The sequence below is a fragment of the Actinomadura syzygii genome, assembly GCF_008085905.1.
Lineage (GTDB): Bacteria > Actinomycetota > Actinomycetes > Streptosporangiales > Streptosporangiaceae > Spirillospora > Spirillospora syzygii.
The window spans coordinates 20,781-43,313 of the sequence record NZ_VSFF01000010.1; the positions used below are offsets into that span (position 1 = coordinate 20,781).

At 73.5% G+C, this 22,533-nt stretch carries 20 protein-coding genes; 10 read left to right on the top strand and 10 right to left on the bottom strand.

Annotated features, from left to right (window positions below; translation table 11 throughout):
- Positions 1 to 62: 62 nt before the first annotated feature.
- Positions 63 to 992, top strand: a complete 930-nt coding sequence (locus FXF65_RS25480; protein WP_246199092.1) for a phosphatase PAP2 family protein — start codon at positions 63 to 65, stop codon at positions 990 to 992.
- Between the two features lie 25 nt (positions 993 to 1,017).
- Here the strand turns inward: FXF65_RS25480 and FXF65_RS25485 are convergent, their stop codons facing one another.
- From FXF65_RS25485 to FXF65_RS25505, 5 genes are all read right to left on the bottom strand, one after another.
- Entirely contained in the window at positions 1,018 to 4,068 is a 3,051-nt protein-coding gene (locus FXF65_RS25485) for a bifunctional [glutamine synthetase] adenylyltransferase/[glutamine synthetase]-adenylyl-L-tyrosine phosphorylase (protein ID WP_148352570.1), read from the bottom strand.
- A gap of 27 nt (positions 4,069 to 4,095) precedes the next feature.
- Entirely contained in the window at positions 4,096 to 5,457 is a 1,362-nt protein-coding gene (gene glnA, locus FXF65_RS25490; protein WP_148352571.1) for a type I glutamate--ammonia ligase, read from the bottom strand.
- A 111-nt stretch (positions 5,458 to 5,568) separates the two neighbouring features.
- Positions 5,569 to 6,399, bottom strand: a complete 831-nt coding sequence (locus FXF65_RS25495; protein WP_148352572.1) for an amino acid ABC transporter ATP-binding protein — start codon at positions 6,397 to 6,399, stop codon at positions 5,569 to 5,571.
- Positions 6,400 to 6,415: 16 nt separating this feature from the next.
- Positions 6,416 to 7,291 carry an amino acid ABC transporter permease gene (locus FXF65_RS25500; RefSeq protein ID WP_148352573.1) on the bottom strand — a complete coding sequence of 292 codons (876 nt, stop codon included), beginning with the start codon at positions 7,289 to 7,291 and terminating at the stop codon, positions 6,416 to 6,418.
- Entirely contained in the window at positions 7,249 to 8,118 is an 870-nt protein-coding gene (locus tag FXF65_RS25505) for a substrate-binding periplasmic protein (RefSeq protein WP_148352976.1), read from the bottom strand. The genes FXF65_RS25500 and FXF65_RS25505 overlap by 43 nt, the downstream gene beginning before the upstream one ends.
- A 204-nt stretch (positions 8,119 to 8,322) precedes the next feature.
- Between FXF65_RS25505 and FXF65_RS43935 the strand changes: the two genes are divergently transcribed.
- Positions 8,323 to 9,318 carry a terpene synthase family protein gene (locus tag FXF65_RS43935; protein ID WP_246199093.1) on the top strand — a complete coding sequence of 332 codons (996 nt, stop codon included), beginning with the start codon at positions 8,323 to 8,325 and terminating at the stop codon, positions 9,316 to 9,318.
- Here FXF65_RS43935 and FXF65_RS25515 read toward each other — a convergent pair.
- Positions 9,307 to 10,299 (bottom strand): DUF5937 family protein, encoded by a 993-nt coding sequence (locus tag FXF65_RS25515; protein WP_148352574.1) that lies wholly within the window; start codon positions 10,297 to 10,299, stop codon positions 9,307 to 9,309. The genes FXF65_RS43935 and FXF65_RS25515 overlap by 12 nt on opposite strands.
- Positions 10,300 to 10,367: 68 nt before the next feature.
- Between FXF65_RS25515 and FXF65_RS25520 the strand changes: the two genes are divergently transcribed.
- Both FXF65_RS25520 and FXF65_RS25525 read left to right on the top strand, forming a co-directional pair.
- On the top strand, positions 10,368 to 11,630 hold the full coding sequence (locus tag FXF65_RS25520) for an MDR family MFS transporter (RefSeq protein ID WP_148352575.1): 1,263 nt from the start codon (positions 10,368 to 10,370) through the stop codon (positions 11,628 to 11,630).
- Positions 11,631 to 11,662: 32 nt separating this feature from the next.
- Positions 11,663 to 13,447, top strand: a complete 1,785-nt coding sequence (locus tag FXF65_RS25525; RefSeq protein ID WP_148352576.1) for an NAD+ synthase — start codon at positions 11,663 to 11,665, stop codon at positions 13,445 to 13,447.
- Positions 13,448 to 13,642: 195 nt separating this feature from the next.
- Here FXF65_RS25525 and FXF65_RS25530 read toward each other — a convergent pair whose 3' ends face one another.
- The gene (locus tag FXF65_RS25530; protein ID WP_148352977.1) at positions 13,643 to 15,760 is read right to left on the bottom strand and encodes a SpoIIE family protein phosphatase; all 2,118 of its coding nucleotides are present in this window, start codon (positions 15,758 to 15,760) and stop codon (positions 13,643 to 13,645) included.
- 285 nt (positions 15,761 to 16,045) lie between these two features.
- Here FXF65_RS25530 and panB point away from each other — a divergent pair, with 285 nt between their 5' ends.
- Positions 16,046 to 16,897, top strand: coding sequence for a 3-methyl-2-oxobutanoate hydroxymethyltransferase (gene panB / locus FXF65_RS25535; RefSeq protein WP_148352577.1), 852 nt, complete (start codon positions 16,046 to 16,048; stop codon positions 16,895 to 16,897).
- Between the two features lie 140 nt (positions 16,898 to 17,037).
- On the opposite strand, the gene npdG is transcribed toward panB, so the two are convergent.
- Positions 17,038 to 17,736: an NADPH-dependent F420 reductase gene (npdG, locus tag FXF65_RS25540; RefSeq protein WP_148352578.1), complete on the bottom strand. Its 699-nt coding sequence runs from the start codon at positions 17,734 to 17,736 to the stop codon at positions 17,038 to 17,040.
- A gap of 108 nt (positions 17,737 to 17,844) precedes the next feature.
- Between npdG and FXF65_RS25545 the strand changes: the two genes are divergently transcribed.
- Positions 17,845 to 18,447, top strand: a complete 603-nt coding sequence (locus tag FXF65_RS25545) for a hypothetical protein (protein WP_148352579.1) — start codon at positions 17,845 to 17,847, stop codon at positions 18,445 to 18,447.
- Between the two features lies 1 nt (position 18,448).
- On the opposite strand, the gene FXF65_RS25550 is transcribed toward FXF65_RS25545, so the two are convergent.
- A complete protein-coding gene (locus FXF65_RS25550; RefSeq protein WP_148352580.1) occupies positions 18,449 to 18,628 on the bottom strand; it encodes a hypothetical protein in 180 nt (59 codons plus the stop codon).
- A gap of 71 nt (positions 18,629 to 18,699) precedes the next feature.
- Here FXF65_RS25550 and map point away from each other — a divergent pair, with 71 nt between their 5' ends.
- From map to FXF65_RS25565, 3 genes are read left to right on the top strand one after another with little or no spacing between them, the layout of a single operon-like run.
- Positions 18,700 to 19,551, top strand: coding sequence for a type I methionyl aminopeptidase (map, locus tag FXF65_RS25555; RefSeq protein ID WP_148352581.1), 852 nt, complete (start codon positions 18,700 to 18,702; stop codon positions 19,549 to 19,551).
- Between the two features lie 59 nt (positions 19,552 to 19,610).
- On the top strand, positions 19,611 to 20,300 hold the full coding sequence (locus FXF65_RS25560) for a ComEA family DNA-binding protein (protein ID WP_148352582.1): 690 nt from the start codon (positions 19,611 to 19,613) through the stop codon (positions 20,298 to 20,300).
- 19 nt (positions 20,301 to 20,319) lie between these two features.
- Positions 20,320 to 21,360 carry a DNA polymerase ligase N-terminal domain-containing protein gene (locus FXF65_RS25565; protein WP_148352583.1) on the top strand — a complete coding sequence of 347 codons (1,041 nt, stop codon included), beginning with the start codon at positions 20,320 to 20,322 and terminating at the stop codon, positions 21,358 to 21,360.
- Here FXF65_RS25565 and FXF65_RS25570 read toward each other — a convergent pair.
- A complete protein-coding gene (locus FXF65_RS25570; RefSeq protein ID WP_148352584.1) occupies positions 21,354 to 21,977 on the bottom strand; it encodes an NAD(P)-dependent oxidoreductase in 624 nt (207 codons plus the stop codon). The two genes, FXF65_RS25565 and FXF65_RS25570, sit on opposite strands and share 7 nt — an antisense overlap.
- 113 nt (positions 21,978 to 22,090) lie before the next feature.
- Between FXF65_RS25570 and FXF65_RS25575 the strand changes: the two genes are divergently transcribed.
- Positions 22,091 to 22,441 carry a winged helix-turn-helix transcriptional regulator gene (locus FXF65_RS25575; protein ID WP_148352585.1) on the top strand — a complete coding sequence of 117 codons (351 nt, stop codon included), beginning with the start codon at positions 22,091 to 22,093 and terminating at the stop codon, positions 22,439 to 22,441.
- Positions 22,442 to 22,533 lie beyond the last annotated feature (92 nt).

Here is a 22,533-nt window from a genome sequence, read left to right on the forward strand (position 1 = left end):
GAGATGAAGACCATTCGTCGCGGTGATCTCATCGAGGGGGCCCAGCGGCAAAGATAGGTAGCATGGCTCAATCCGCCCCCCCAGCAGCCCGCCGAGACCAGGCCCACCAGGCCGGGTCCGGCGAGCGGCGCAAGCCGGCCGCGACGATGCGGCGCCGCTTGCTCACCGCGCCTCCGGTGTGGCGTGAGCTTCTCCTCGTCGTGCTGTTCTATACGGGCTACACGCTGACGCGCATCGTCCTGGTCCAGGACGGCACCGGGCCCGCGTTCGCGCACGCCGACCAGATCCTGCGCGCCGAGCGGTTCCTGGGGCTGGACGTCGAGCTGCACCTCAACCAGACGCTCCTCGGCGTGCCGTGGCTCGCGCGCACCGCGAACATCTTCTACGCCACGATGCACTTCGCCGTGACGCTCGTCGTGGTCGTCTGGCTGTACCGGTACCGCCCGCGGCACTACCGGTGGCTCCGCACGTCGATCATGCTCGCCACCGGCGTGGCGCTGATCGGGTTCTGGCTGTACCCGCTGGCCCCGCCGCGCTTCCTGCACAGCGAGGGCTTCGTCGACCCGGTGACCGCGCTGCACTCCCTCGGCCTGTACGCGAGCGACGCGTCCGGGAGCCTCACCAACCAGTACGCGGCGATGCCGTCCATGCACGCGGGCTGGTCGCTGTGGTGCGGCCTCATCCTGGTGAAGCTGGCGTCGCAGAAATGGGCCAAGGCGCTCGGAGCGCTCTATCCCGTGACGACCGTGTTCGTGATCCTGTCCACGGCGAACCACTACGTGCTGGACGCCGTCGCCGGGATCGCGCTGATCGGCGGCTCGCTCCTGGTCTCCTGGATCCTCTACGAGAGGTGCCCGGCGCCACTTCTCCTGGCGCGGGCCCGCGTCTCGGACCGCATCGCCCAGCGCACCCGGCGGAGCACGGGCGCCCGTCCGGGCAAGGCGAGCCCCGGCTCGGCCGCCACCGGCGGCGCCACCCGCTCCGGCTGCTAGCCCGTCCCGTGGTCGGCCCGGCGATCTACTCGGCGCCGTAGAACACGCGGTCGACGACGGCGCGGGCGCGCCGCGTGTGCCGCCGGTGGTCCTCCAGCAGGTCTCCCGGACTCGGGTAGCCGAGGACGCGGCCGACCGCGCTGCGCTCCCGGTGGTGGTCGCTCGGCAGCAGGTCGGACGCGCGGCCCCGCACCAGCATGACCGCGCCCCGGATGCGGGTCGCGAGCCGCCACGCCTCGGCGAGGACGGCCGCGTCCTCGCCGTCCAGGAGTTCGGCGGCGGCCGCCGCGTCGAGGGCGTCCAGGGTGCGGGTGGTGCGCAGCCCCGGCACCGCGTGGGCGTGCTGGAGCTGCAGTAGCTGGACGACCCACTCCACGTCCGCGAGACCGCCGGGCCCGAGTTTGGTGTGCAGCCGCCGGTCGGCTCCTCGGGGCAGCCGCTCCGACTCCATCCGCGCCTTCAGCCGCCTGATCTGCCGGACGGCGTCCTCGCCGATGCCGTCCTCCGGCCAGCGGACCGGGTCGATCACGGCGCGGAACCGCTCGCGCAGCCCCGGGTCGCCGATCAGCGGGTCGGCGCGCAGCAGCGCCTGCGCCTCCCACGGCTCCGACCAGCGCGCGTAGTAGGCGGCGTAGGACGCGAGCGTCCGGACGAGCGGCCCCTGCCGCCCCTCCGGGCGCAGGTTCGGGTCGATCTCCAGCGGCGGGTCGGGCGCGGGCAGCGCGAGCAGGCGGCGCAGCTCCTCCGCCACGGCGTGCGCGGCGCGCCCGGCGGCGGTCTCGTCCGCGCCGGGCACCGGGTCGTGGACGAACATGACGTCGGCGTCGCTGCCGTAGCCGAGCTCGTGCCCGCCGAACCGGCCCATCGCGACGACGGCCATCCGGGTGGGCAGCGGCGCCCCCGACGCCGTCTCGATCTTGTGGACGGCGGCGAGCAGCGCCGCCTCGACGGCCCCGGCGGCGATGTCGGTGAGGGCCTCGCCGACCGTCCGGACGTCGGCGAGGCCGAGCAGGTCGGCGACCGCCACCCGGAACAGCTCCCGCCGCCGCAGCGCCCGCACCACCCCGGCCGCCTCCTCCATCCGCCCCTGCGGCGCGTTTCCGGAGCCGCCCTGGGTGTGCCGCCGGACCGCCGCCAGCAGCTCGGCGCGCAGGCCCGCGGCCGGTCGCGGGGACAGGTCGCCGTCGCTGCCGAGCATCGCGACCGCCTCCGGGGCGCGCAGCAGCAGGTCCGTCGCGTAGCGGCTGGAGCCGAGGACCCAGGCCATCCGCTCGGCGACGGTCACCTCGTCCCGGAGCAGCCGCAGGTACCAGGGGGTGGTGCCGAGCGCGTCGCTGACCTGCCGGAACCCGAGCAGGCCCGCGTCCGGGTCGGGGGCGTCGGCGAACCAGCCGAGCATGACCGGCAGCAGCGTCCGCTGGATCGCGGCGCGCCGCGACACGCCCGCCGTCAGCGCCTCGATGTGGCGGAGCGCGCCCGCCGGGTCGGCGTAGCCGAGCGCCTCCAGCCGCGCGCGGGCCGCCTCCGGCGTCAGCCGCGCCTCCTCCCCCGGCAGCCGCGCCACGGCCCGCAGCAGCGGACGGTAGAACAGCTTCTCGTGGATGCGGCGGACCTCGCGGGCGTGCCGCCGCCACAGCGCGGTGAACTCCCCCACCGGGTCGGTGCGCAGCCCGAGCGCGCGGCCGAGGCGGCGCAGGTCGGCCTCGTCGTCCGGGACGAGGTGGGTCCGCCGCAGCCGGTGCAGCTGGACGAGGTGCTCCACCCGGCGCAGGAACCGGTACGCCGACGCCAGCGCCGCCGCGTCGTCGCGCCCGACGTAGCCGCCCCGGGACAGGTCGGCGAGCGCGTCCAGGGTGGCGCGGGCGCGGAGCGTCGCGTCGGCCCGGCCGTGCACGAGCTGGAGGAGCTGGACGGCGAACTCCACGTCCCGCAGCCCGCCCGGCCCGAGCTTGAGCTGCCGCTCGGAGTCGGCGGTGCGCTGGTTCAGGTCGGTCTCCACGCGGCGGCGCATGGCCTGGACGTCCTCGACGAAGCTCTCACCCTCGGCCGCGTCCCACACGATCGGGGTGATCGCGTCGAGGTAGCGGGCGCCGAGGCCCGAGTCGCCCGCGACGGGACGGGCCTTCAGCAGCGCTTGGAACTCCCACGTCTTGGCCCACCGCCCGTAGTAGGCGCGGTGGCTCGCGAGCGTCCGGACGAGCGGCCCCGCCTTCCCCTCGGGGCGCAGCGCCGCGTCCACCTCCCAGAGCGCGCCCTCCTCCGTCGAGGACGAGCAGGCCCGCATCATCGCCGACGCCAGCCGCGTCGCGGTGCGCAGGGCCGCGTCCTCGCCCGCGCCGTCCGCGCCGTCCCGCGCTTCCGCCACGAAGATCACGTCGACGTCGCTGACGTAGTTCAGCTCCCGCGCCCCGCACTTGCCCATGCCGATCACGGCGAGCCGGCACGTCCGGTGCTCGGGGACCTCGGCGCGGCCGACCGCGAGGCCCGCCTCCAGCGCGGCGGCGGCGAGGTCGGCCAGCTCGGCGGCGACGTCCGCGACGTCGGCGACGCCGATCAGGTCGCGGCCGGCGAGGGCGAGGAGCCGCCTGCGGTACGCGACGCGCAGCGCGACAAGCGTCTCGGGCCCGTGCCCGGACGCCACCGGCTCCGCCGCCGTCGGGTCGGCGCCGACCGCCGAGAGCAGGTCGAAGCGGGGGTTCCCGGCGGGCCCGTCGCGGCCGTCGCGCAGCACCTCCCAGTGCCCCGGATGCCGCGCGAGGTGGTCGCCGAGCGCCGCGCTCACCCCGAGGACGGCGGTCAGCCGCTCCCGCGTCCCGGGCTCGGCGCGCAGCGCGTCCCGCAGCTCGGCGCCGACGCCGTGCGCGTCGGCGGCCTCGAACAGCCGGAGCAGCCCGTGCAGCGCGAGGTCGGGGTCGGCGGTGCCGCCGAGCGCGTCGAGGAGGTCGTCGCCGGGCGCGAAGCCGCCGCGCTCGGCGTCCAGCAGCAGCCGCTCCGCGCGGGCGGCGGCGGTGAAGCCGAGCCTCGCCAGCCGTCCGGCGAGGGACGAGCGGCGTTCTGGAGTCCGGGACCCGGTCACCGCTCCACCGTAGACCGGACGCCCCGGTCAGAGGACGGCGAGCAGCCGCTTGCGCTCGAACTCGGTCACCTGGCGGCGGTAGTCCTCCCACTCCTGCCTCTTGTTGCGCAGGAAGAAGTCGAAGACGTGCTCGCCGAGGATGTCGGCCATCAGCTCGCTCCGCTCCATCGCGTGTATCGCCTCGTCGAGGTTCTGCGGGAGCGGCTCTATGCCGAGGGCGCGGCGCTCGGCGACGGTGAGCGCCCAGACGTCGTCCTCCGCCCCGGGCGGCAGCTCGTAGCCCTCCTCGATGCCCTTCAGCCCGGCGCCGAGGATCGCCGCGAACGCGAGGTAGGGGTTCGCGGCCGTGTCCAGCGACCGGAACTCGATGCGCGTCGAGTGCCCCTTGTGCGGCTTGTACATCGGCACCCGGACGAGCGCCGACCGGTTGTTGTGCCCCCAGCAGATGAACGACGGGGCCTCTCCCCCGGCGCCCGCCGCGGACCCGACGTTCCCCCACAGCCGCTTGTAGGAGTTGACCCACTGGTTGCACACGGCGGTGATCTCCGCGGAGTGGCGCAGCAGGCCCGCGATGAACGCCCGCCCCGCCTTGGACAGCTTGTACTCCGCGCCCGGCTCGTAGAAGGCGTTGCGGTCGCCCTCGAACAGCGACATGTGCGTGTGCATGCCGGAGCCGGGGTGCTCGGTGAACGGCTTCGGCATGAACGAGGCGAACACGCCCTGCTCCAGCGCGACCTCCTTCATCACCAGCCGGAAGGTCATGATGTTGTCGGCGGTGGTGAGCGCGTCGGCGTACCGGAGGTCGATCTCCTGCTGGCCGGGGGCGCCCTCGTGGTGGCTGAACTCCACCGAGATGCCCATCGCCTCCAGCATCGTGATCGCGTTGCGGCGGAAGTCGTGCGCGGCCGAGTGCGGGGTGTGGTCGAAGTAGCCGCCCGCGTCCGCCGGCTCGGGCTCGCGGCCGTCCTCCGGCTTGTCGTTGAGCAGGAAGAACTCGATCTCGGGGTGGGTGTAGAAGGTGAACCCGAGGTCGGCGGCGCGGGCCAGCGCGCGCTTGAGGACGTAGCGCGGGTCGGCGAAGCTCGGCGTGCCGTCCGGCATGAGGATGTCGCAGAACATGCGTCCGACGCCGGGCGACTCCGACCGCCACGGCAGCACCTGGAACGTGGACGGGTCCGGCTTGGCGATCATGTCGGCCTCGTACACCCGGGCGAAGCCCTCGATGGCCGACCCGTCGAACCCGATGCCCTCGCCGAAGGCGCCCTCCAGCTCGGCGGGCGCGACGGCCACCGACTTGAGGAACCCGAGCACGTCGGTGAACCACAGCCGGATGAAGCGGATGTCGCGCTCCTCCAGCGTGCGGAGCACGAACTCCTGCTGACGGTCCAAAGCCTTCTCCCTCGACGCTGCCCTGCTACCACGCAGTATGCCCGGTCGCTGTTACCGGGACGTTACGCGCGCGGCGCCGTCCCCGGACGGCGCTGACCGGAACATATCCGACTACTCTCCCTCCCCGACGCGCGCCGCCGCCGGATCGAGGACGCGGGACAGGAACGTCCGGGTCCGCTCGTGGGACGGGTCGTCGATCACCCGGGCGGGCGGGCCCTCCTCGACGACGAGGCCGCCGTCCATGAACGCCACCCGGTCGGCGACCTCGCGGGCGAAGCCCATCTCGTGGGTGACGACGAGCATGGTCATCCCCGTCTCGGCCAGGCCGCGCATGACGCCGAGGACGTCGCCGACCAGCTCCGGGTCCAGCGCGGACGTCGGCTCGTCGAACAGCATCACCGACGGGCCCATCGCCAGCGCGCGGGCGATCGCCACGCGCTGCCGCTGCCCGCCGGAGAGCTGCGCCGGGTACGCGCCGACCTTGTCGGCGAGGCCCACCCGCTCCAGGTTCTCCAGCGCGACGCGCCGCGCCTCCGCCCTGCCGCGCCGCAGCACCTTCCGCTGCGCGATCTCGACGTTGCCGACCGCCGTCAGGTGCGGGAACAGGTTGAACGACTGGAACACCATGCCGATCCGGCGGCGGACGGCGTCGATGTCGACGTCCGGGTCGGTGATCTCGGCCCCGGCGACGCGGACCGTTCCGGCGGACGGCTCCTCCAGCAGGTTCACGCAGCGCAGCAGCGTCGACTTCCCCGACCCGGACGGGCCGATGACGCACACCACCTCGCCCGCCCCGACGCGGAGGTCGATGCCGCGCAGCACCTCGTTCGCCCCGAACGCCTTGCGCAGCCCGCTGATGTCGATCGCGCTCACCGGCACGTCGTCCTGCGGCGCACTGTCCAGCTTCGTCTTGTCCGGCTTCGTCTTGTCCGGCTTCGTCATGGCCGCCTCGCTCCGTTCATCGGGCCTCACGCTGCCGGGCCTCCAGCCGCCGGGCCAGCAGGCTCAGCGGGATCGTGATGAGCAGGTAGCAGATCCCCGCCACGATGATCGGCGTGGTGTTGCCCTCGTCCCCGGCGAGGTCGCGGCCGAACTTCGTCAGCTCCCGCTGCTCCAGCGTGATGCCGAGGAACAGCACGAGCGAGGAGTCCTTGCAGAGCAGGACGAGCTGGTTGGTCAGCGGCGGGATGACGATCCGGAACGCCTGCGGGATGACGATCGACCGCATCGCCGTCGGGTACGACATGCCGAGCGACCGCGCCGCCTCCATCTGCCCTCTCGGCACGGCCTCGATCCCGGCGCGGATCGTCTCGGCCAGGTACGCGGTCGCGGCGAGGCCGAGCGCGAGGCCCGCCTGCCCGGCCGCGCCGCCCGGGACGTTCGTCCCGGGGAAGGCCAGCGGCACGCCGACGCCCACGAAGATGAAGATCAGCAGCAGCGGGAGGCCGCGGAACACCTCGATGTAGACGGTCGCGAACCACCGGTACGGCGGGACGGACGACAGCCGCATCAGCGCCACGACCAGCCCGCCCGCGAGCCCGATGCCGAACCCGACCGCCGTGTAGACGGCGGTGTTGCGCAGCCCGATCGTGATGATGTCGGGGAACAGGCTCTTGGCGACGTCCCAGTTGGCGAAGTTGACCCGCAGCTTCCCCCAGTCGGCGAACGCCGCGACCAGCACGACGACGGCGGCGAACAGCCCGTACTGCCCGCCGAGCGACACCTGCCTGCGGCGCCGCCTGGACAGCCCGCCCGCGCCGGCGGGCCCGGCTTCGGGCTCGGCCTCGGCCGTCACGAGCCGCCGCCCGCCGCCGGCGGCATCGGGCCGATCCACTTCTCGTAGATCCGCTTGTACGAGCCGTCCGACCTGGCCTGCGCGATCACCTGGTTGGTCAGCTTGACCAGCGCCGGGTTGTGGCCCTTACGCATCCACATCCCGTACTGCTCACCGGTGTTGAGGTTGGCGACGAGCTCGAACGACGAGTTCGCCGGGTCCTTGAGCCAGCCGCGCACGACCGGGTCGTCCTGGACGATCACGGCGACCTGGCCGGTGCGCAGCCCGTCCAACTCGGCATTGGAGTTGTCGAACGAGCGCGGGTCGAAGCCCTTGCCCCGGACGAACTCCTCACCGGTGGTGCTCGCCTGCGAGCCGAGTTTGAGCTTCTTCGCCTTGACGTCGTCCAGCGACCTGACGCCGCTGCCCTTCTTCGCCATGAGTGACTGGGTGGCGTCGAAGTACGGGTCGGAGACGTCCATGAACCGGGTGCGGTCCGGCTTGATCGTCATCCCGCCCATCTGGATGTCGCACTTCCCGGCGTTCAGCGCCGAGCCCGTCTTCATCGTCTCGAACGGCGTGTCGACGACCTTCTGCGTGACGCCGAGCCGCTTGGCGACGAGGTCGATGACGTCGACGTCGAAGCCGACGACCTTGCCGGTCTTCTTGTCCTCGGACTGGAACGGCGGGTAGGGCAGGTGCGTGCACGAGGTCAGCGCGCCCTTCTCGATGAGCTTCACGCCCTGCACGGTCGCGCCGTCGTCTCCGCCGCACGCCGTGGCGGTCAGCGCCAGGGCCGCGAGTCCGGCCGCCGGCGCCCAGCGCGCGGTTCTTCTGAAGGAGGTCTTCCTGGACGCGGTCTTTCCGGACGGGGTCTTCCTGGACATGGTCCCGCTGGACACGGTGTCCTCCTGGGGGAGCGTTTTTCCTGATCATGACATGGCGGTTCCGGCCGCGACAGTGGCCGGGGCGGCACCCCTCCTGACAGTGCCCGTCCCCTGGTTTCCCGAAAATTGACGTGCCGATCATGCGCCCCGAACGCGGTGATCATTAACGTGGGTCGCGTCGTGGACATCTCTCTTCTTCTCTCGATGACCGACCGGGTGAGCGGGCTGGCCGGCCCGTCCGCGATGCATCCCGAGTCGTGGCGGCTGGGCGCGCGGGTGGAGACCTGGGCGCGCGGCCGGGGCCTCGTGCTCGGGGACCCCGACACCTCGCCCCTCGGCCGGGCGCGCTGCGAGCGGCTCGCCGTCCGCGTGTTCCCGACCGCCGAGCTCGGCGCGGTCGAGCTGTTCGCCCGCTGGCTGACCTGGGCGCTCGCGCTCGACGACGCGCTCGACCACCCGCCGCTCGCGGTCAGCGGCAGCGGCGTCCACGCGCTCTACGACGACCTGACGCGGGCGATGCGGCGCGGCCACGCGCGGCCCGGGGCGCGTCCGCTGGAGGCCGCGCTCGTGGAGCTGTGGGCCGAGACGGCCGCGGACATGAGCCGCGAGTGGCGCCGCCGGTTCATGCTGCAGCTGGAGGCGCACCGGGACGGCTGCGCCGAGGAGTCGGTGAACCGGCGGATCAGGCACGTCCCGGCGGAGGCCGAGTTCGGGTCGCTGCGCCGCCGCGCGTGCGGCCCGTTCCTGTACCACCTCGCCGAGCCGGTGCTCGGCGTCGAGCTGCCCGCGCGGCTGCTGCGCACCCCGCGGTGGAAGACGCTCGCCGACAGCGTCGCCGACGCCGTCGCCTGGTCCAACGACCTCGCCTCGCACGACCTGGAGGCCGACCGCGGCGACGTGCACGACCTGCCCGCCGTCCTCGCCGCCGCGCACGGGCTGGACGCGCCGCGCGCCGCCGCCCTCGTCGCGGACCGGATCGCCGACCGGCTGGAGGACGCCTGGACGGCCGCCCGCCGCCTCCCCGACATGCTCGACCGGCTGGAGCTGACCGTCGCGCAGCGCGCCGCCGCCGCACAGGTCGTCAAGGTCCTGCTGGACACGCCGCGCGCCCACCTCGACTGGCTCGCCGAGTCCGGCCGCTACCAGCCCGGCACCGGCCCCGAGCCGCTGCGCCTGGACGCCCTCGCCTCACTCCGCTGACCGGTCCGCCGCCCGGCTCGCGAGCGCGTCGCCCTCCGGGGTGCGGACGTAGAGGACGCGGCGCCCCAGCCGGTGCCCGTTGACCAGCCCGCACGCGCGCAGGACGCCGAGGTGCTGGCTGACCGCCCCGGCCGTCACGCCCATCCGGCGCGCCAGCTCCGTCGTGGACGCGGGCGTCGCGAGCGCGGCGAGCAGCTCGGCGCGGCGGCGGCCGATCAGCGCGGCGAGCGGGTCGCCGCCGGGTCCGGACGCGCGGCCCGGCGCCTCCCACAGCGTCGCGACGCCGTTCGGCGGGTAGCTGAGCATGGCCTGGTAGGGCGGCACCATCACCGAGACCTGCGGCCAGACGAACGCGCTCGGCACGAGGAGCAGCCCCCGCCCGCCGAGCTCGCCGCGCCAGTGCCAGTGCCGGTCGATGCTGAGCGTCCCGGACCGCCAGGACACCGCGTCGTGCAGGTCGCCGAACACGCCCGCCGCGCCCGCGGCGGCGAGCGCGGCCGTGCGCCGCAGGACGTCCCCTTCGAGCAGGTCGCGGACGCGCGGCCAGAACGGCTCGACGGCCGCCGCCCAGTAGGCCCGCAGCAGCGCGTCGGTCGTCTCCAGGGTCCGCCCCGGGTCGGCGGCCATCGAGCGGCGCGCGGGCGAGGGCACGCCGCCGCGCTCCGTCCAGCTCAGCTCGTCCGCGACGACCTCCGGCGGCGTGGCGCCGACGACGGCCAGCTCCGCGTCCAGGTCGGGCAGCGGACCGGACGGCGGCGGCGTCAGGAAGTCGGGGATGTACCCGGCGGGCCGGACGAGCTCGCGCAGCGGCTCCATGTCGAGGCCGCGCAGCCGGGGCCGGACGGCGTGCACCCACGGCAGGTGCAGCGCGTGCCCGGACGGGTCGGCGAGCACCCGCAGGCTGCGCACCATCTCCCACAGCGGCGAGAACGCGAACCGGACGCGCGCCACGTCGTCCGGGGCGAACACGAACTCGATCATTTCGACCCGATCATTTAGCCCAGGCTAAATGATTACCGCGGGCCGTCCGCAGCGCGGACGATCGGCGGGTGACCACTCTGGACGGCTCCCCCGTCGCCCCTCCCGGACGGTTCGCGGCGTTCCTGCGTCCCCGCGTCGGCGGCTTCCCCCGGACGTTCTGGACACTCTGGGCGGGCACGCTCCTCAACCGGCTCGGCACCATGGTCGAGCCCTTCCTCGGCCTCTACCTCACGACCGTCCGCGGGCTGTCGCTCGCGCAGGCGGGGCTCGTCATGGCGGTGCTCGGCGCCGGCTCGCTCGGCGGGACGCTCCTCGGCGGCGTGCTCGCCGACCGGATCGGCCGCCGCGCCACGCTGACCTGCGCGACCGTCGGCACCGGCGCGGCCATGCTGATCCTCGGCTACGCGCAGGGGATCGCCGCGATCGTCGCGGCGGCGCTGCTGCTCGGCGTCCTGCTGGACATGTACCGGCCCGCGGCGCAGGCGATGGTCGCCGACATCATCTCCCCCGCCGACCGGCCGCGCGCGTTCGGGCTGCTGTTCTGGGCGATCAACCTCGGCTGGGCCTTCGCGATGGTCCTCGGCGGGACGCTCGCCCAGCAGGGCTTCCTCTGGCTGTTCTGGATCGACGCCCTGACCTGCGCCTCGTTCGGGCTGCTGGTCTGGCGGGCCATCCCCGAGACGGGGGTGCGGGACGGCCGCGCCGCCGCCGGGGCGTTCGCCGGGTTCGGGCGCGTCCTGCGCGACCGGGTCATGGTCGGGTACGTGCTGACCTCGCTCGTGTACACGTTCGTCCTCATGCAGGGGCTGACGACGATGCCGCTCGCCATGCGCGAGGACGGCCTCGGCCCGCAGGACTACGGGATCGCGTTCGCCGCCAACGGGGTACTGATCATCATCGTCCAGCCGCTGGTCAACGCCTGGCTGGCGCGGCGCGACCACAGCCTCGTGCTGGCCTGCGGGTTCGTCGGCGTCGGGATCGGCTACGGGCTGACGTCGCTGGCGTCGTCCACGGTCGGGTACACCCTGACGGTCCTCGTGTGGACGCTCGGGGAGATCACCGCGGCGTCCGTGCTGCAGGCGGTCGTCGCCGACCTCGCCCCGGCCGACCTGCGCGGACGCTACAGCGGCCTGTACGGGATGGCGTGGTCGGGCGGCTTCCTGCTGGCCCCGCTCGGCGGCACCCAGCTGCTCGGCCTCGGCGGCGCGCCCGCGCTGTGGCTGACCTGCGCGGGCCTCGCCGTCGCCGCGGCGGCCGGGGTGGCCGCGCTCGGCCCCGCGATCCGGCGGCGCCGCGCCATCGCGCTGCAGGTCGACTTTTCGTCAGAGTGACGAAACCGGTTCCGGCGATCTATCCTTGGACCGTGGCACAGCTCAGGATCGCGCTCGCGCAGGTGAACCCGACCGTCGGCGACCTCGGCGGCAACGCCGACAAGATCGTGCAGTGGACGCGGCGCGCCGCGGGCGCGGGCGCGCACCTGGTCGCCTTCCCCGAGATGGCGCTGACCGGCTACCCGGTCGAGGACCTCGCGCTCCGCGCGTCGTTCGTCGAGGCGTCCCAGCGGGCCCTCGCGGCGCTCGCCCGGCGGCTCGCCGACGAGGGCCTCGGCGACCTGCCGGTCGTCACCGGCTACCTCGACCGCCGCTCGGTCGGCCTCGTCCGCTCCGGACAGCCCGCCGGGGCGCCGCTGGACGCCGCCGCCTGGCTGCACGGCGGCGAGGTGCTGGTCCGCTCGGCCAAGCACCACCTCCCGAACTACGGCGTGTTCGACGAGTACCGGATCTTCGTGCGCGGCGACCGGCTGCCCGTCGTCCGGGTGCACGGCGTCGACGTCGCGACCGTCGTCTGCGAGGACCTCTGGCAGGACGGCGGCCCGGTCAGCGTCACCGGTGCCGCCGGGGCCGGGCTGCTGCTCGCGCTGAACGCGTCCCCGTACGAGCGGAACAAGGACGACGTCCGCCTCGACCTGTGCGCCCGGCGCGCCCGCGAGGCGGGCTGCGCCCTCGCCTACGTCAACATGGTCGGCGGCCAGGACGAACTGGTCTTCGACGGCGACTCCGTCATCGTCGGCGCGGACGGCACGCCGCTCGCCCGCTCGCCCCAGTTCACCGAGCACCTCCTCGTGGCCGACCTCGCGCTGCCCGCTGCCGACCCGTCCGCCGAACCGGGCCGCACCCCGGTCGACGCCCTGGACGGCACGACGATCACCGTCGACCGGCTCGTCCTGTCGCCCGACCCGCTGCCCGCCTACCCGGTCGAGCCGCAGACCGTCGCCGAGCCCCTCGACGACCTGGCCGAGGTGTACGGGGCGCTCGTCCTCGGGACGCGCGACTACGTCCGCAAGAACGGGTTCCGCTCGGTGGTGCTCGGCCTGTCCGGCGGGATCGACTCCGCGCTCGTCGCGACGCTCGCGTCCGACGCCATCGGCCCGGAGAACGTGCACGTCATCCTGCTGCCGAGCCGCTACTCCTCCGAAGGCTCCGTCATCGACGCCGAGGAGCTCGTCAAGCGGCAGGGGCTGAACGCGCGGACCGTCCCCATCGCGCGCATGGTCGAGGCGTTCGAGGAGCAGCTCGACCTGCACGGGCTCGCCGCCGAGAACCTCCAGGCCCGGATCCGCGCCAACGTGTGGATGGCCATGTCGAACGAGCACGGGCACCTCGTCCTGACCGGCGGCAACAAGAGCGAGCTGGCCACCGGCTACTCCACCCTCTACGGCGACTCGGCGGGCGGCTTCGGCCCGATCAAGGACGTCTTCAAGCTCACCGTCTGGGAGCTGGCCCGCTGGCGCAACACCCAGGCGGGGAGGTCGTCGCCGTTCCTGCACCCGTTCGCCGAGGAGCCGATCCCGGAGGCGATCATCCGGAAGGAGCCGTCCGCCGAGCTGCGCCCCGGCCAGCGCGACGTGGACAGCCTGCCGGAGTACGACGTCCTCGACCCGCTTCTCACCGACTACGTCGAACGCGACATGGGCCGCGCCGCCCTCCTCGCCGCCGGGCACGACCCCGCCCTCGTCGACCGCGTCATCCGCCTGGTCGACATCGCCGAGTACAAGCGCCGCCAGTACCCGCCCGGCCCGAAGATCACGCCGAAGAACTTCGGCCGCGACCGCCGCCTCCCCATCACCAACGCCTGGCGCGAACGCTAGCCCCGCCGGGGCGTGACCTCAGCCCTCGCCACGGGTCGTGCGGCCGGAGGCGCCCCAGCGCCGGAGGCCGCACGACCCGACGGCGCAGGCGACCGCAGCGACGCCACACACACCCGCACAGGCAAGACAGCCCGAAACGGCGGCGTGAGGATCGCCTGCGCCGCAACGGGGGTTCCAGGGGGTCGCCCCCCTGGGCTACTCCCTGTGGTGGCTCTCGCCGGGCCAGGTCTCGCCGGGCCAGCCCTGGACGATCTCGGAGGCGTCCGGGTCGACGCCGGGGACGACCTGCTCGCACCACACGACCTTGCCGGCGGCGGTGCGGCGGGTGCCCCAGCGGTGCGCGAGCTGGCTGACGACGAGGAGGCCGCGGCCGTTCTCGTCGTCGTCCTCGGCGCGGCGCAGCCGGGGCAGCGCGGCGGACCGGTCCAGGACCTCGCATACGAGCGTCCGCTCCAGGAGCAGGCGCAGTTCGATGGGGCCGGGCGCGTACCGCAGCGCGTTCGTGATCAGCTCGGACGCCAGCAGCTCGGTCGTGTAGTCGAGCTCCTCCAGGCCCCATTCCTCAAGGCGGGACCGGACGAGGCCGCGGGCGCGGCGGACGGCCGCCGGGTCGGCGGGCAGCGTCCAGGAGGCGTAGCGGTCCTCGGGGAGGCGGCGGAGCCGGGCGATCAGGACGGCGATGTCGTCGCGGTGCTGGTCGGCGTACACCCCGGCGAGGGTGGCCTTCGCGAGGTCCTCCATGGAGTGGTCGACGGAGTCGGGGCCGAAGATCCGCTGCAGCCGGGCGAGGCCGTCGTCGATGTCGCGGCCCCGGTTCTCGACCAGGCCGTCGGTGTAGATGACGAAGAGGCTGCCGTCCTCGACGGTGAACTCGCGGCTCTCGATCGCGGCGCCGCCGGCGACGCCGAGCGGCGGGGCGGGCGGGACCTTGAGGTACTCGTTGTCGCCGTTCGGCCCGGCGAGCAGCGGCGGCAGGTGCCCGGCGGACGCGATCTCGATCGTGCCGGTGGTCGCGTCGTACACCGCGTAGACGCAGGTCGCGAAGTGCGGCTCCTGCTCGCCGAGCTCGATCATCAGCTCGTGCATGACGTGCAGGGCGTCGGCGGGCGGCAGCTCCAGGTTGGCGAGCGTGTGCAGGGCGGTGCGGAGCCGCCCCATGGTGACGGCGGCGCGGACGCCGTGCCCGGCGACGTCGCCGACGATGAGGGCGACGCGGGCGCCGGGCAGCGCGATCGACTCGTACCAGTCGCCGCCGACCTCGACGAGCTTGCTGCCCGGCAGGTAGCGGTGCCGGACCTCGACCGAGGACGGCGCGGACAGCCGGTTCGGCAGCAGGCTGCGCTGGAGCGCGAGCGCCGTGGCGCGTTCCCGGCTGAACAGCCGGGCGTTGTCGATCACGATGGCGGCGCGGGCCGCGAACTCCATGCCGATCTCGACGTCGTAGGCGTCGAACTTGCGGAAGCCTGGGACGCGGGTGCAGGCGATGAAGCCGAGCAGCGTGTCGCGGGCGATCATCGGCAGCAGCACCATCGACACGTTGGACAGCAGCTCGCCCGCCGGGCCGCGCCGCCACAGCCGGCCGATCTCGGACGCCGAGTCGAGGTCGATGTGCGGCAGGTGGACGGGCCGGGCCGTGTCCATGACCTGGCGGTACGGCGTCCCCTCCGGGAACACCAGCACCTCGCCGACCGGGAACGTGGACGTCCAGGCGGCGTTGCCGTCGTCGGAGGTGACCGCGATGCGGCGCAGCACCGCCGAGCCGGACTCGGCGTGCACCTCGTCGGCGGCGACCAGGCTCTCCAGCACCAGCACCGACGCGGCGTTGCAGTAGTGCGGGACGACGACCTCCACGAGGCCGCGCGCGGACTGGTCGAGGTCGAGGGACGCGCCGAACCGGGTGAGCTGGTCGTCCATCAGGGCGCGGCGCATGAGGGCCGGGTCCTGGTAGCGCTCGCTCGGCGGCAGCGCCACGCGGACGAACAGCAGCGCCGAGCGCGTGCTCGCCTCGTCGCCGCCGACCAGGGGCTGCGCGGTGACCACCGCCTCGGTGGTCGAGGAGTCGCCGCGCAGCACGGTCAGCACGCCGGTGCGCTCCTGGCCCGCGTCGCTCGCCTCCAGCAGCGCCTCGAGCTCGGCCTTGGCCTCGTCCCCGACCAGCTCGGTGGCCGGACGGCCGATCAGCTCCTCGGGGGCGCGGCCGAGGACGGCCCTGGCGTTCGGGCCGCATTGCACGATCCGCCGCGTTCCGTCGATGCCCAGGACTAGGGTCCGGGACGCTGAATCGGTGGCGGGCGCATCGCCTCGCGGCGCCATCACGGATCTCACCTGACGCGCTCCCAGACAGCCGGTCGTCTCAGCACTACCCAGCGACAGTATGAGGCATGACACGGTTTCAAGGGGAGAAGATCACACCTACCACGTCGAAATCCGACCGGTATATGCCTCCCCCGGCCACATTCCGGGCACTCGCGCGCCAGCGCGGGCCTGCGCGCCCGTCCGATCCGGGAATGGCGGGGCCTTTCCGAATCGTTCCCTAAGTGGCACGATCGGTCTCGTCTGGGTACGCCACCGTGGCGCCTCAAGACCGGAGGTTCTCGCATGTCTTCTTCTGTCGCGCCCCCCGCGCAGCCGACCGCACTCTACGGCGGTACCAGCGGACGAAGGGTCACCGTACGCGACATCGCCGCCGCGAAGGCGCGGCACGAGAAGTGGCCGATGCTCACCGCCTACGACGCGATGACCGCGCGGATCTTCGACGAGGCCGGGATCCCCGTGCTGCTCGTCGGCGACTCCGCCGCGATGGTGGTGTACGGCTACGACTCGACCATCCCGGTCACCGTGGACGACCTGATCCCGCTCACCGCGGCCGTCGTCCGCGGGTCCAAGCGCGCGATGGTGGTCGCCGACCTGCCGTTCGGCTCCTACCAGACGGGCGTCCCCGAGGCCCTCGCCGCCGCCACCCGGTTCCTGAAGGAGACCGGCGCGCACGCGGTCAAGCTGGAGGGCGGGCGGCGGATCGTCCCGCAGGTCGAGGCGATGGTCGCCGCCGGCATCCCGGTGATGGGCCACCTCGGCCTCACCCCCCAGTCGGTGAACGTCTTCGGCGGCTACCGGGTGCAGGGCCGCGGCCAGGACGGCGAGGAGCTGATGGCGGACGCCAAGGCGCTGGAGGCCGCGGGCGCGTTCTCCATGGTCCTGGAGTGCGTGCCGGAGGACCTCGCCGCGCGGGTCACCTCGTCGCTGTCCATCCCGACGATCGGGATCGGCGGCGGCAACCAGACCGACGCGCAGGTGCTCGTCTGGCAGGACATGGCCGGGCTCACCCCGCGCACCGCGAAGTTCGTGAAGAAGTTCGCCGACATGAACACGCTGCTCAGCGAGGCCGCGCGCAGCTACGCCGACGAGGTCGTCAGCGGCGCCTACCCCGCCCCCGAGCACTCCTACAGCTGACCGAGCGGAGCCTCTCGACGTCCCGCCGCCGGTCCACCCCGGGCGGCGGGACGGCGACCGCCCGCACGGCCGCTCCTCGCCCCGGCGCGGCCGTGCGGGCGCCTTCGTCCCGCCGAGTCCCCAGTGAGTCCCCGGCCGGATCAGACGTCGGTGACGCGCAGCCCGGCGTGCGCCTTGTAGCGCCGGTTGATCGAGATCAGGTTCGCGGTGAACGCCTCGACCTGGTGGGCGTTGTGCAGGCGTCCGCCGTAGACGCCGCGCATGCCGGGGATGCGGCCGGCGAGCGCCTGGACGAGGTCGGTCGCCTCCCGGTCGTCGCCGAGGACGAGCACGTCCAGCTCCATCCCGTCCACCTCGGGGTCGAGCAGCAGCTTGGCGGACACGTGGTGGAACGCGGCGACGACGCGGCTGTCCGGCAGGACGGCGGCGGCCTGCTGGGCGGCGCTGCCCTCCTCGACCGGCAGCGCGAACGCGCCCTTGCCCTTCTCGAAGCCGAGCGGGTTCACGCAGTCGACGACGACCTTCCCGGCGAGTTCCGTGCGCAGCGACTCGAGCGTGGCCTTGTGGCCGTCCCACGGCACCGCGACGATCACGACGTCGGAGCCGCTGGCGGCGACCGGGTTCTCCGCCCCGGACACCGGCAGCTCGCCGCCCGCGGCCAGCTCGTCGGCGGCGGCCTGGGCGCGCTCGGCCCGGCGGGACCCGATCGTCACGCGGTGCCCGGCGAGCGCGAACCGGCGGGCGAGGCCCTTGCCCTGGTCTCCGGTGCCGCCGAGGATCCCGATCGACAGGCCGGTCACGTCGGGGAGGTCGTAGGGCGTCTTCCGCTGCTCAGTCATGCCGCCGAGTCTGCCAGGCGGGTCCGCGGCGGCCGCGCGGCGGGGTTCGGGCACGGGGTGGATCGGCGTGCGTAAAACAACCTTGTTCCACGCGGCCGCTGAGGCACCATGGTGGCCGTGGACGCCGAGCAGATCGTCATGTTGCGTGAGGTGCTGTCGGCCACCGGCTGGCTGGAGCGGACCCGGGAGTTCGGCCGGGCGCTGCGGGTCACGTCCCGGACGCCGGGCGGCCTGCTGCTCGTCGGCACGCCCGGCGACGACCCGTGGCACCTCGCCGCGCACCTGGACGACGAGAGCCGTCTCGCCGCCGTCCCCGGCCTCGCGCCGACCCTGGTCCGCTGGACGCCGCCCGCCGACGCGCCGCCGCACCTGCGGGTCGGGCTGGAGCGGCTGGAGGCGGCGCGGCGCGGGGAGACGCTGTTCGTCGTCGCCGCGGAGGACGCGCCCGTCCCGCTGCTGGAGCGGGTGGACGACGCCCGCCGCGTCGGCGCGACCGTCCTCGCGCTGGAGGGCGGCGACAAGGACCTGCGGGGCCTCGCGCACGAGGCGCTGACCGTCCCGCCGGAGGAGGCGCTGATCTCCTTCGACGGGGCGCAGCACCTCGTCAGCGCGGCGGCCGGGGAGGAGCGGGGGAAGGCGCCGCGCGGGCTCCGGCACCGCCTCGCCAGACTCCTGGACGCGGTGACCGGGCCCGTCGTCGATCAGCCCTGACTCAATCGTCGCCTTCCTGTTTGCGCCATGCCTCGTTGCGCTCGCGCGCCAGGGCGAGCGCGCCCGCGGCGGCGGTCTCCGACCCGTAGGGGCCCATCCGGTCCTTGTCGGGGCAGCCGGGCCCGTGCTCGACCCTCATGTGCTTCAGGCAGAACCACCAGTCGCCGTCGTCACCGGCCATCGGCACTCCTCTCGATCCGGCTCTCGGCACGGGATTCGTTGCCGTGAGCGCGCTGACTACACTCCATCACTATGACGACCCAGCTTCTCCGGCCCGGCAACGTCTCCCCCATGCGCAAGGTGCCGTCGAGCATCCCGCGCCCCGAGTACGTGGGGAAGAAGCGCCCGAAGACCGGCGAGCCCGACGTCAAGTCACCCGAGATCATCGAGCGGATGCGGGTGGCCGGGAAGATCGCCGGGCAGGCGCTGGAGGAGGTCGGCAAGCACGTCCGGCCCGGCGTCACGACCGACGAACTGGACGCCGTCGGCCACGAGTTCATGCTCGACCACGGCGCCTATCCGTCCACGCTGGGCTACCGGGGGTTCCCGAAGTCGCTGTGCACCTCGATCAACGAGGTGATCTGCCACGGCATCCCGGACGACACCGTCCTGCGCGACGGCGACATCATCAACGTCGACATCACCGCCTACATCGGCGGGGTGCACGGCGACACCGACGCGACGTTCCTCTGCGGCGACGTCGACGAGGAGTCGCGGCTGCTGGTCGAGCGGACCCACGAGGCGATGATGCGCGGCATCCGCGCGGCGAGGCCGGGCCGTCGGCTGAACGTGATCGGACGGGTCATCGAGTCCTACGCCAAGCGGTTCGGGTACGGGGTCGTGCGCGACTTCACCGGCCACGGGATCGGCACGACGTTCCACTCGGGCCTGGTCGTCCCGCACTTCGACGACCCGAGCGCGACGACGGTCATCGAGGCGGGGATGACGTTCACCGTCGAGCCGATGCTGACGCTCGGCACCCACGACTACGACATCTGGCAGGACGGCTGGACGGTCGTGACGAAGGACCGCAGGCGCACCGCGCAGTTCGAGCACACGCTGCTGGTGACCGAGGACGGCCACGAAATCCTCACCCTGCCGTGACCGTTCTGTTGATCTAGAGTCCGATTCACGTCCACATCCGGCCGGGAGACCCTCTAGAGATGAACGCCCCAGCGCCGTACGAGCCGAGGGTTCCGTCCGACAGCATGCCGCCGGGGCGCGCGGCGCTCAGCGTGACCTGGGCGGCGCTGCCGTTCCTGACGCTCGGCTACGCCACGCCGTTCACCTTCGCGGCGGCGGCGCTGTGGCGGCGCAGCGCGCACCTGCTGGTGTCCACGGCGGCGTACGTCGGCGTGTTCGCGCTGATGATGGTCCTGGTGCCGGACATGGGCAAGGACGACGGCGCGGAGCGCTACGTCGGGATGCTGATGTTCGTCCTCGCCGTGGTGGGCTGCGCGCACGCGTTCATCATCCGGCGCCGCGTGTTCGACCCGCACGGGCTGTCGGCGGTCGACAACGAGGCCGTGGTCGAGCGCGTCAAGCGGCGGCGGCTGCTGCGCGACAAGGCGCGCGCGCTGGCCGAGTCCGACCCGGGCCTCGCCAGGGAGCTGCGGATCGGGCGTCCCGACCTGCCGCGCCAGTACAACGACGGCGGGCTCGTCGACGTCAACCACGCCCCGCCGGAGGCGCTCACGCTGCTGCCCGGCGTCACCCCCGAGCTGGCCGCGCGGATCGAGCGGGTGCGGGCGGAGACGGGCGGGTTCATGTCCGCCGAGGAGCTGTCGGCGGTGGCGGGGCTGCCGCCGTCCCTCACCGGCGACCTCGCCGACTACGCCGTCTTCATCCGCTGATCGCGGGTACGGATCGGGCGTGACCCCGAAGAAGCGGAAGAACAATAACGACGGCGACCGGCTCGCCGAGTACCGGGGCAGGCGGGACGCGGGGCGGACGCCGGAGCCCGTCCCGGCTGATCGGGCGGCGCCGCGCGGGGACGACGACACATTCGTCGTCCAGGAGCACCACGCGACCAGCCTGCACTGGGACCTGCGCCTCGAACGCGACGGGGTGCTCGTGTCGTGGGCCGTCCCGAAGGGCCTGCCGTGGAGCCCGGACACCAACCACCTCGCCGTCCGCACCGAGGACCATCCGCTGGAGTACGCGACGTTCGAGGGCGAGATCCCGCGCGGCGAGTACGGCGCCGGGACGATGACCATCTGGGACGCGGGCACCTACGAGACGGAGAAGTGGTCCGAGCGCGAGGTCAAGATCGTGATGCGCGGCGCGCGGGTGTCCGGCCGGTACGTGCTGTTCCGGACGCGCGGCGAGAACTGGATGATCCACCGGATGGACCCGCCCGCCGACCCGGGCGCCGAGCCGCTGCCGGAGTCGGTGCGCCCGATGCGGCCGGTCGAGCGGGCGCGGCTGCCGCGCGACCAGGGCGCCTGGGCCTTCGAGTTCGCGTGGGGCGGACGCCGCCTCGCCGCCTACGTCGAGGGCGGCCGGACCCGGTTCACCGACGACCGGGGCCGTCCGGTCGACGGGCCCGGCGGGCTCGGCTCCCGGCTCGGCGCCGCGCTCGGCTCCCGCCCGGCGCTGCTGGACGGGGAGGTCGCCGTCCTGGACGGCCGCGAGACGTACCTGATCGTCGACCTGCTGCACCTGGACGGGCATCCGCTGCTGGACGTCCCATACCGGGAGCGGCGGGAGCGGCTCGACGGGCTCGGCCTGTCGGGTCCGACCTGGCAGACGGCGCCGTGGTACCCGGGCGACGGCGCCGCCGTCCGGGACGCCGCCGCCGCGCAGGGCCTGCCGGGCGTCGTCGCCAAGCGCCTCGACTCCCGCTACGAGCCGGGCGGGGAGTCGGACGACTGGCGCTTCGTCCCCGCCGCCTCCGCGAACAGGTCTCAGTAGGCCACGGTGATGCGGCGGCGGACGGCCTGGTTCTTCTCCAACTCGTCCACGACCGCGACGGCGTAGTCCTCGGCGCTGATGGAGCTGTTGCCGTCGGCGTCGGTGAGCAGGGAGTCGCCGCCGACCCGGAACTCGCCGGTGCGCTCGCCGGGCTGGATCACCGCGGCCGGGGAGATGTACGTCCAGTCCAGGTCGCCGGCCTCGTCGCGGATCAGGTCCAGCAGGGCGCCCTGGGCGAGGGCCTCGCCCTTGTACTCGGCGGGGAATTCGGGCGTGTCGACCAGCCGGACGCCGGGCGCGACCTCCAGGCTGCCCGCCCCGCCGACCACGATCAGCCGCCGGATCCCGGCCTGGCGCAGCCCGGCGAGCACGCCGCGGCCGGCGGCGAGCAGCGGTCCGGTCGCCTCCGATCCGTCGCGGGGCGGGGCGATCGCCAGCACGACGGCGTCGTGGTCGTCGGCGTATTGGGCGACGGCCGCCGCGTCGCTCGCCTCGCCGGGGGCCGTCCCCTCCGCCCCGCTGCGGGTCATGCCGGACACCGAGTGGCCCCGGCCGAGCGCCTCCGCCGCGACGCGGCTGCCGATCATCCCGGTCTCGCCGATCACGAGAATCCTCATCGGTCCTCCTTGAAAGATCATCAGAACGCCATTTGATCATCGCCGTCTTCGAGATTGACGGTATCCTTTGGATACTGGTTACTACAAAGAACCTTTGGTACCCTTTGGAAACCATGAAGGGTGACGCGTTCGATCCGGACTGCCCGACCCGCCTGGTCCTCGACCGCATCGGCGACAAGTGGTCGGTGCTCGTCGTGCTGAGCCTCTCCGACGGCCCGAGCCGCTTCACCCGGCTGCGCGACCGGATCGGCGGCGTCACGCCGAAGGTGCTCACCCAGACGCTCCGCGCGATGGAGCGCGACGGCCTCCTCACCCGGACGGTCTTCCCCGAGGTTCCGCCGCGAGTCGAGTACGCGCTGACGCCCCTCGGGAAGTCGCTGCGGACGCCCATCGAGGCCATCGCCGAGTGGGCGGAGGAGAACGTCGAGGCCGTCGTCGCCTCCCGCGAGAGCCACCTCGTCTGAACCCCCGGCGGCAGAGGGAACCGGGACGGTCCGTACGCCATCAAACGGGCTAAGCGTCCACTTCGGCGCGCCGCCACTGAAACACGGTGGTA

Bases quoted from the DNA above. Each gene is read 5' to 3' on its own strand.
- FXF65_RS25480 (WP_246199092.1), top strand. From the start codon at position 63: ATGGCTCAATCCGCCCCCCCAGCAGCCCGCCGAGACCAGGCCCACCAG.
- FXF65_RS25495 (WP_148352572.1), bottom strand. From the start codon at position 6,399: ATGACGAAGCCGGACAAGACGAAGCCGGACAAGACGAAGCTGGACAGT.
- FXF65_RS25505 (WP_148352976.1), bottom strand. From the start codon at position 8,118: ATGTCCAGGAAGACCCCGTCCGGAAAGACCGCGTCCAGGAAGACCTCC.
- FXF65_RS43935 (WP_246199093.1), top strand. From the start codon at position 8,323: ATGACCGACCGGGTGAGCGGGCTGGCCGGCCCGTCCGCGATGCATCCC.
- FXF65_RS25515 (WP_148352574.1), bottom strand. From the start codon at position 10,299: ATGATCGAGTTCGTGTTCGCCCCGGACGACGTGGCGCGCGTCCGGTTC.
- FXF65_RS25530 (WP_148352977.1), bottom strand. From the start codon at position 15,760: ATGGCGCCGCGAGGCGATGCGCCCGCCACCGATTCAGCGTCCCGGACC.
- panB (WP_148352577.1), top strand. From the start codon at position 16,046: ATGTCTTCTTCTGTCGCGCCCCCCGCGCAGCCGACCGCACTCTACGGC.
- npdG (WP_148352578.1), bottom strand. From the start codon at position 17,736: ATGACTGAGCAGCGGAAGACGCCCTACGACCTCCCCGACGTGACCGGC.
- FXF65_RS25545 (WP_148352579.1), top strand. From the start codon at position 17,845: ATGGTGGCCGTGGACGCCGAGCAGATCGTCATGTTGCGTGAGGTGCTG.
- FXF65_RS25550 (WP_148352580.1), bottom strand. From the start codon at position 18,628: ATGGCCGGTGACGACGGCGACTGGTGGTTCTGCCTGAAGCACATGAGG.
- map (WP_148352581.1), top strand. From the start codon at position 18,700: ATGACGACCCAGCTTCTCCGGCCCGGCAACGTCTCCCCCATGCGCAAG.
- FXF65_RS25560 (WP_148352582.1), top strand. From the start codon at position 19,611: ATGAACGCCCCAGCGCCGTACGAGCCGAGGGTTCCGTCCGACAGCATG.
- FXF65_RS25570 (WP_148352584.1), bottom strand. From the start codon at position 21,977: ATGAGGATTCTCGTGATCGGCGAGACCGGGATGATCGGCAGCCGCGTC.
- FXF65_RS25575 (WP_148352585.1), top strand. From the start codon at position 22,091: ATGAAGGGTGACGCGTTCGATCCGGACTGCCCGACCCGCCTGGTCCTC.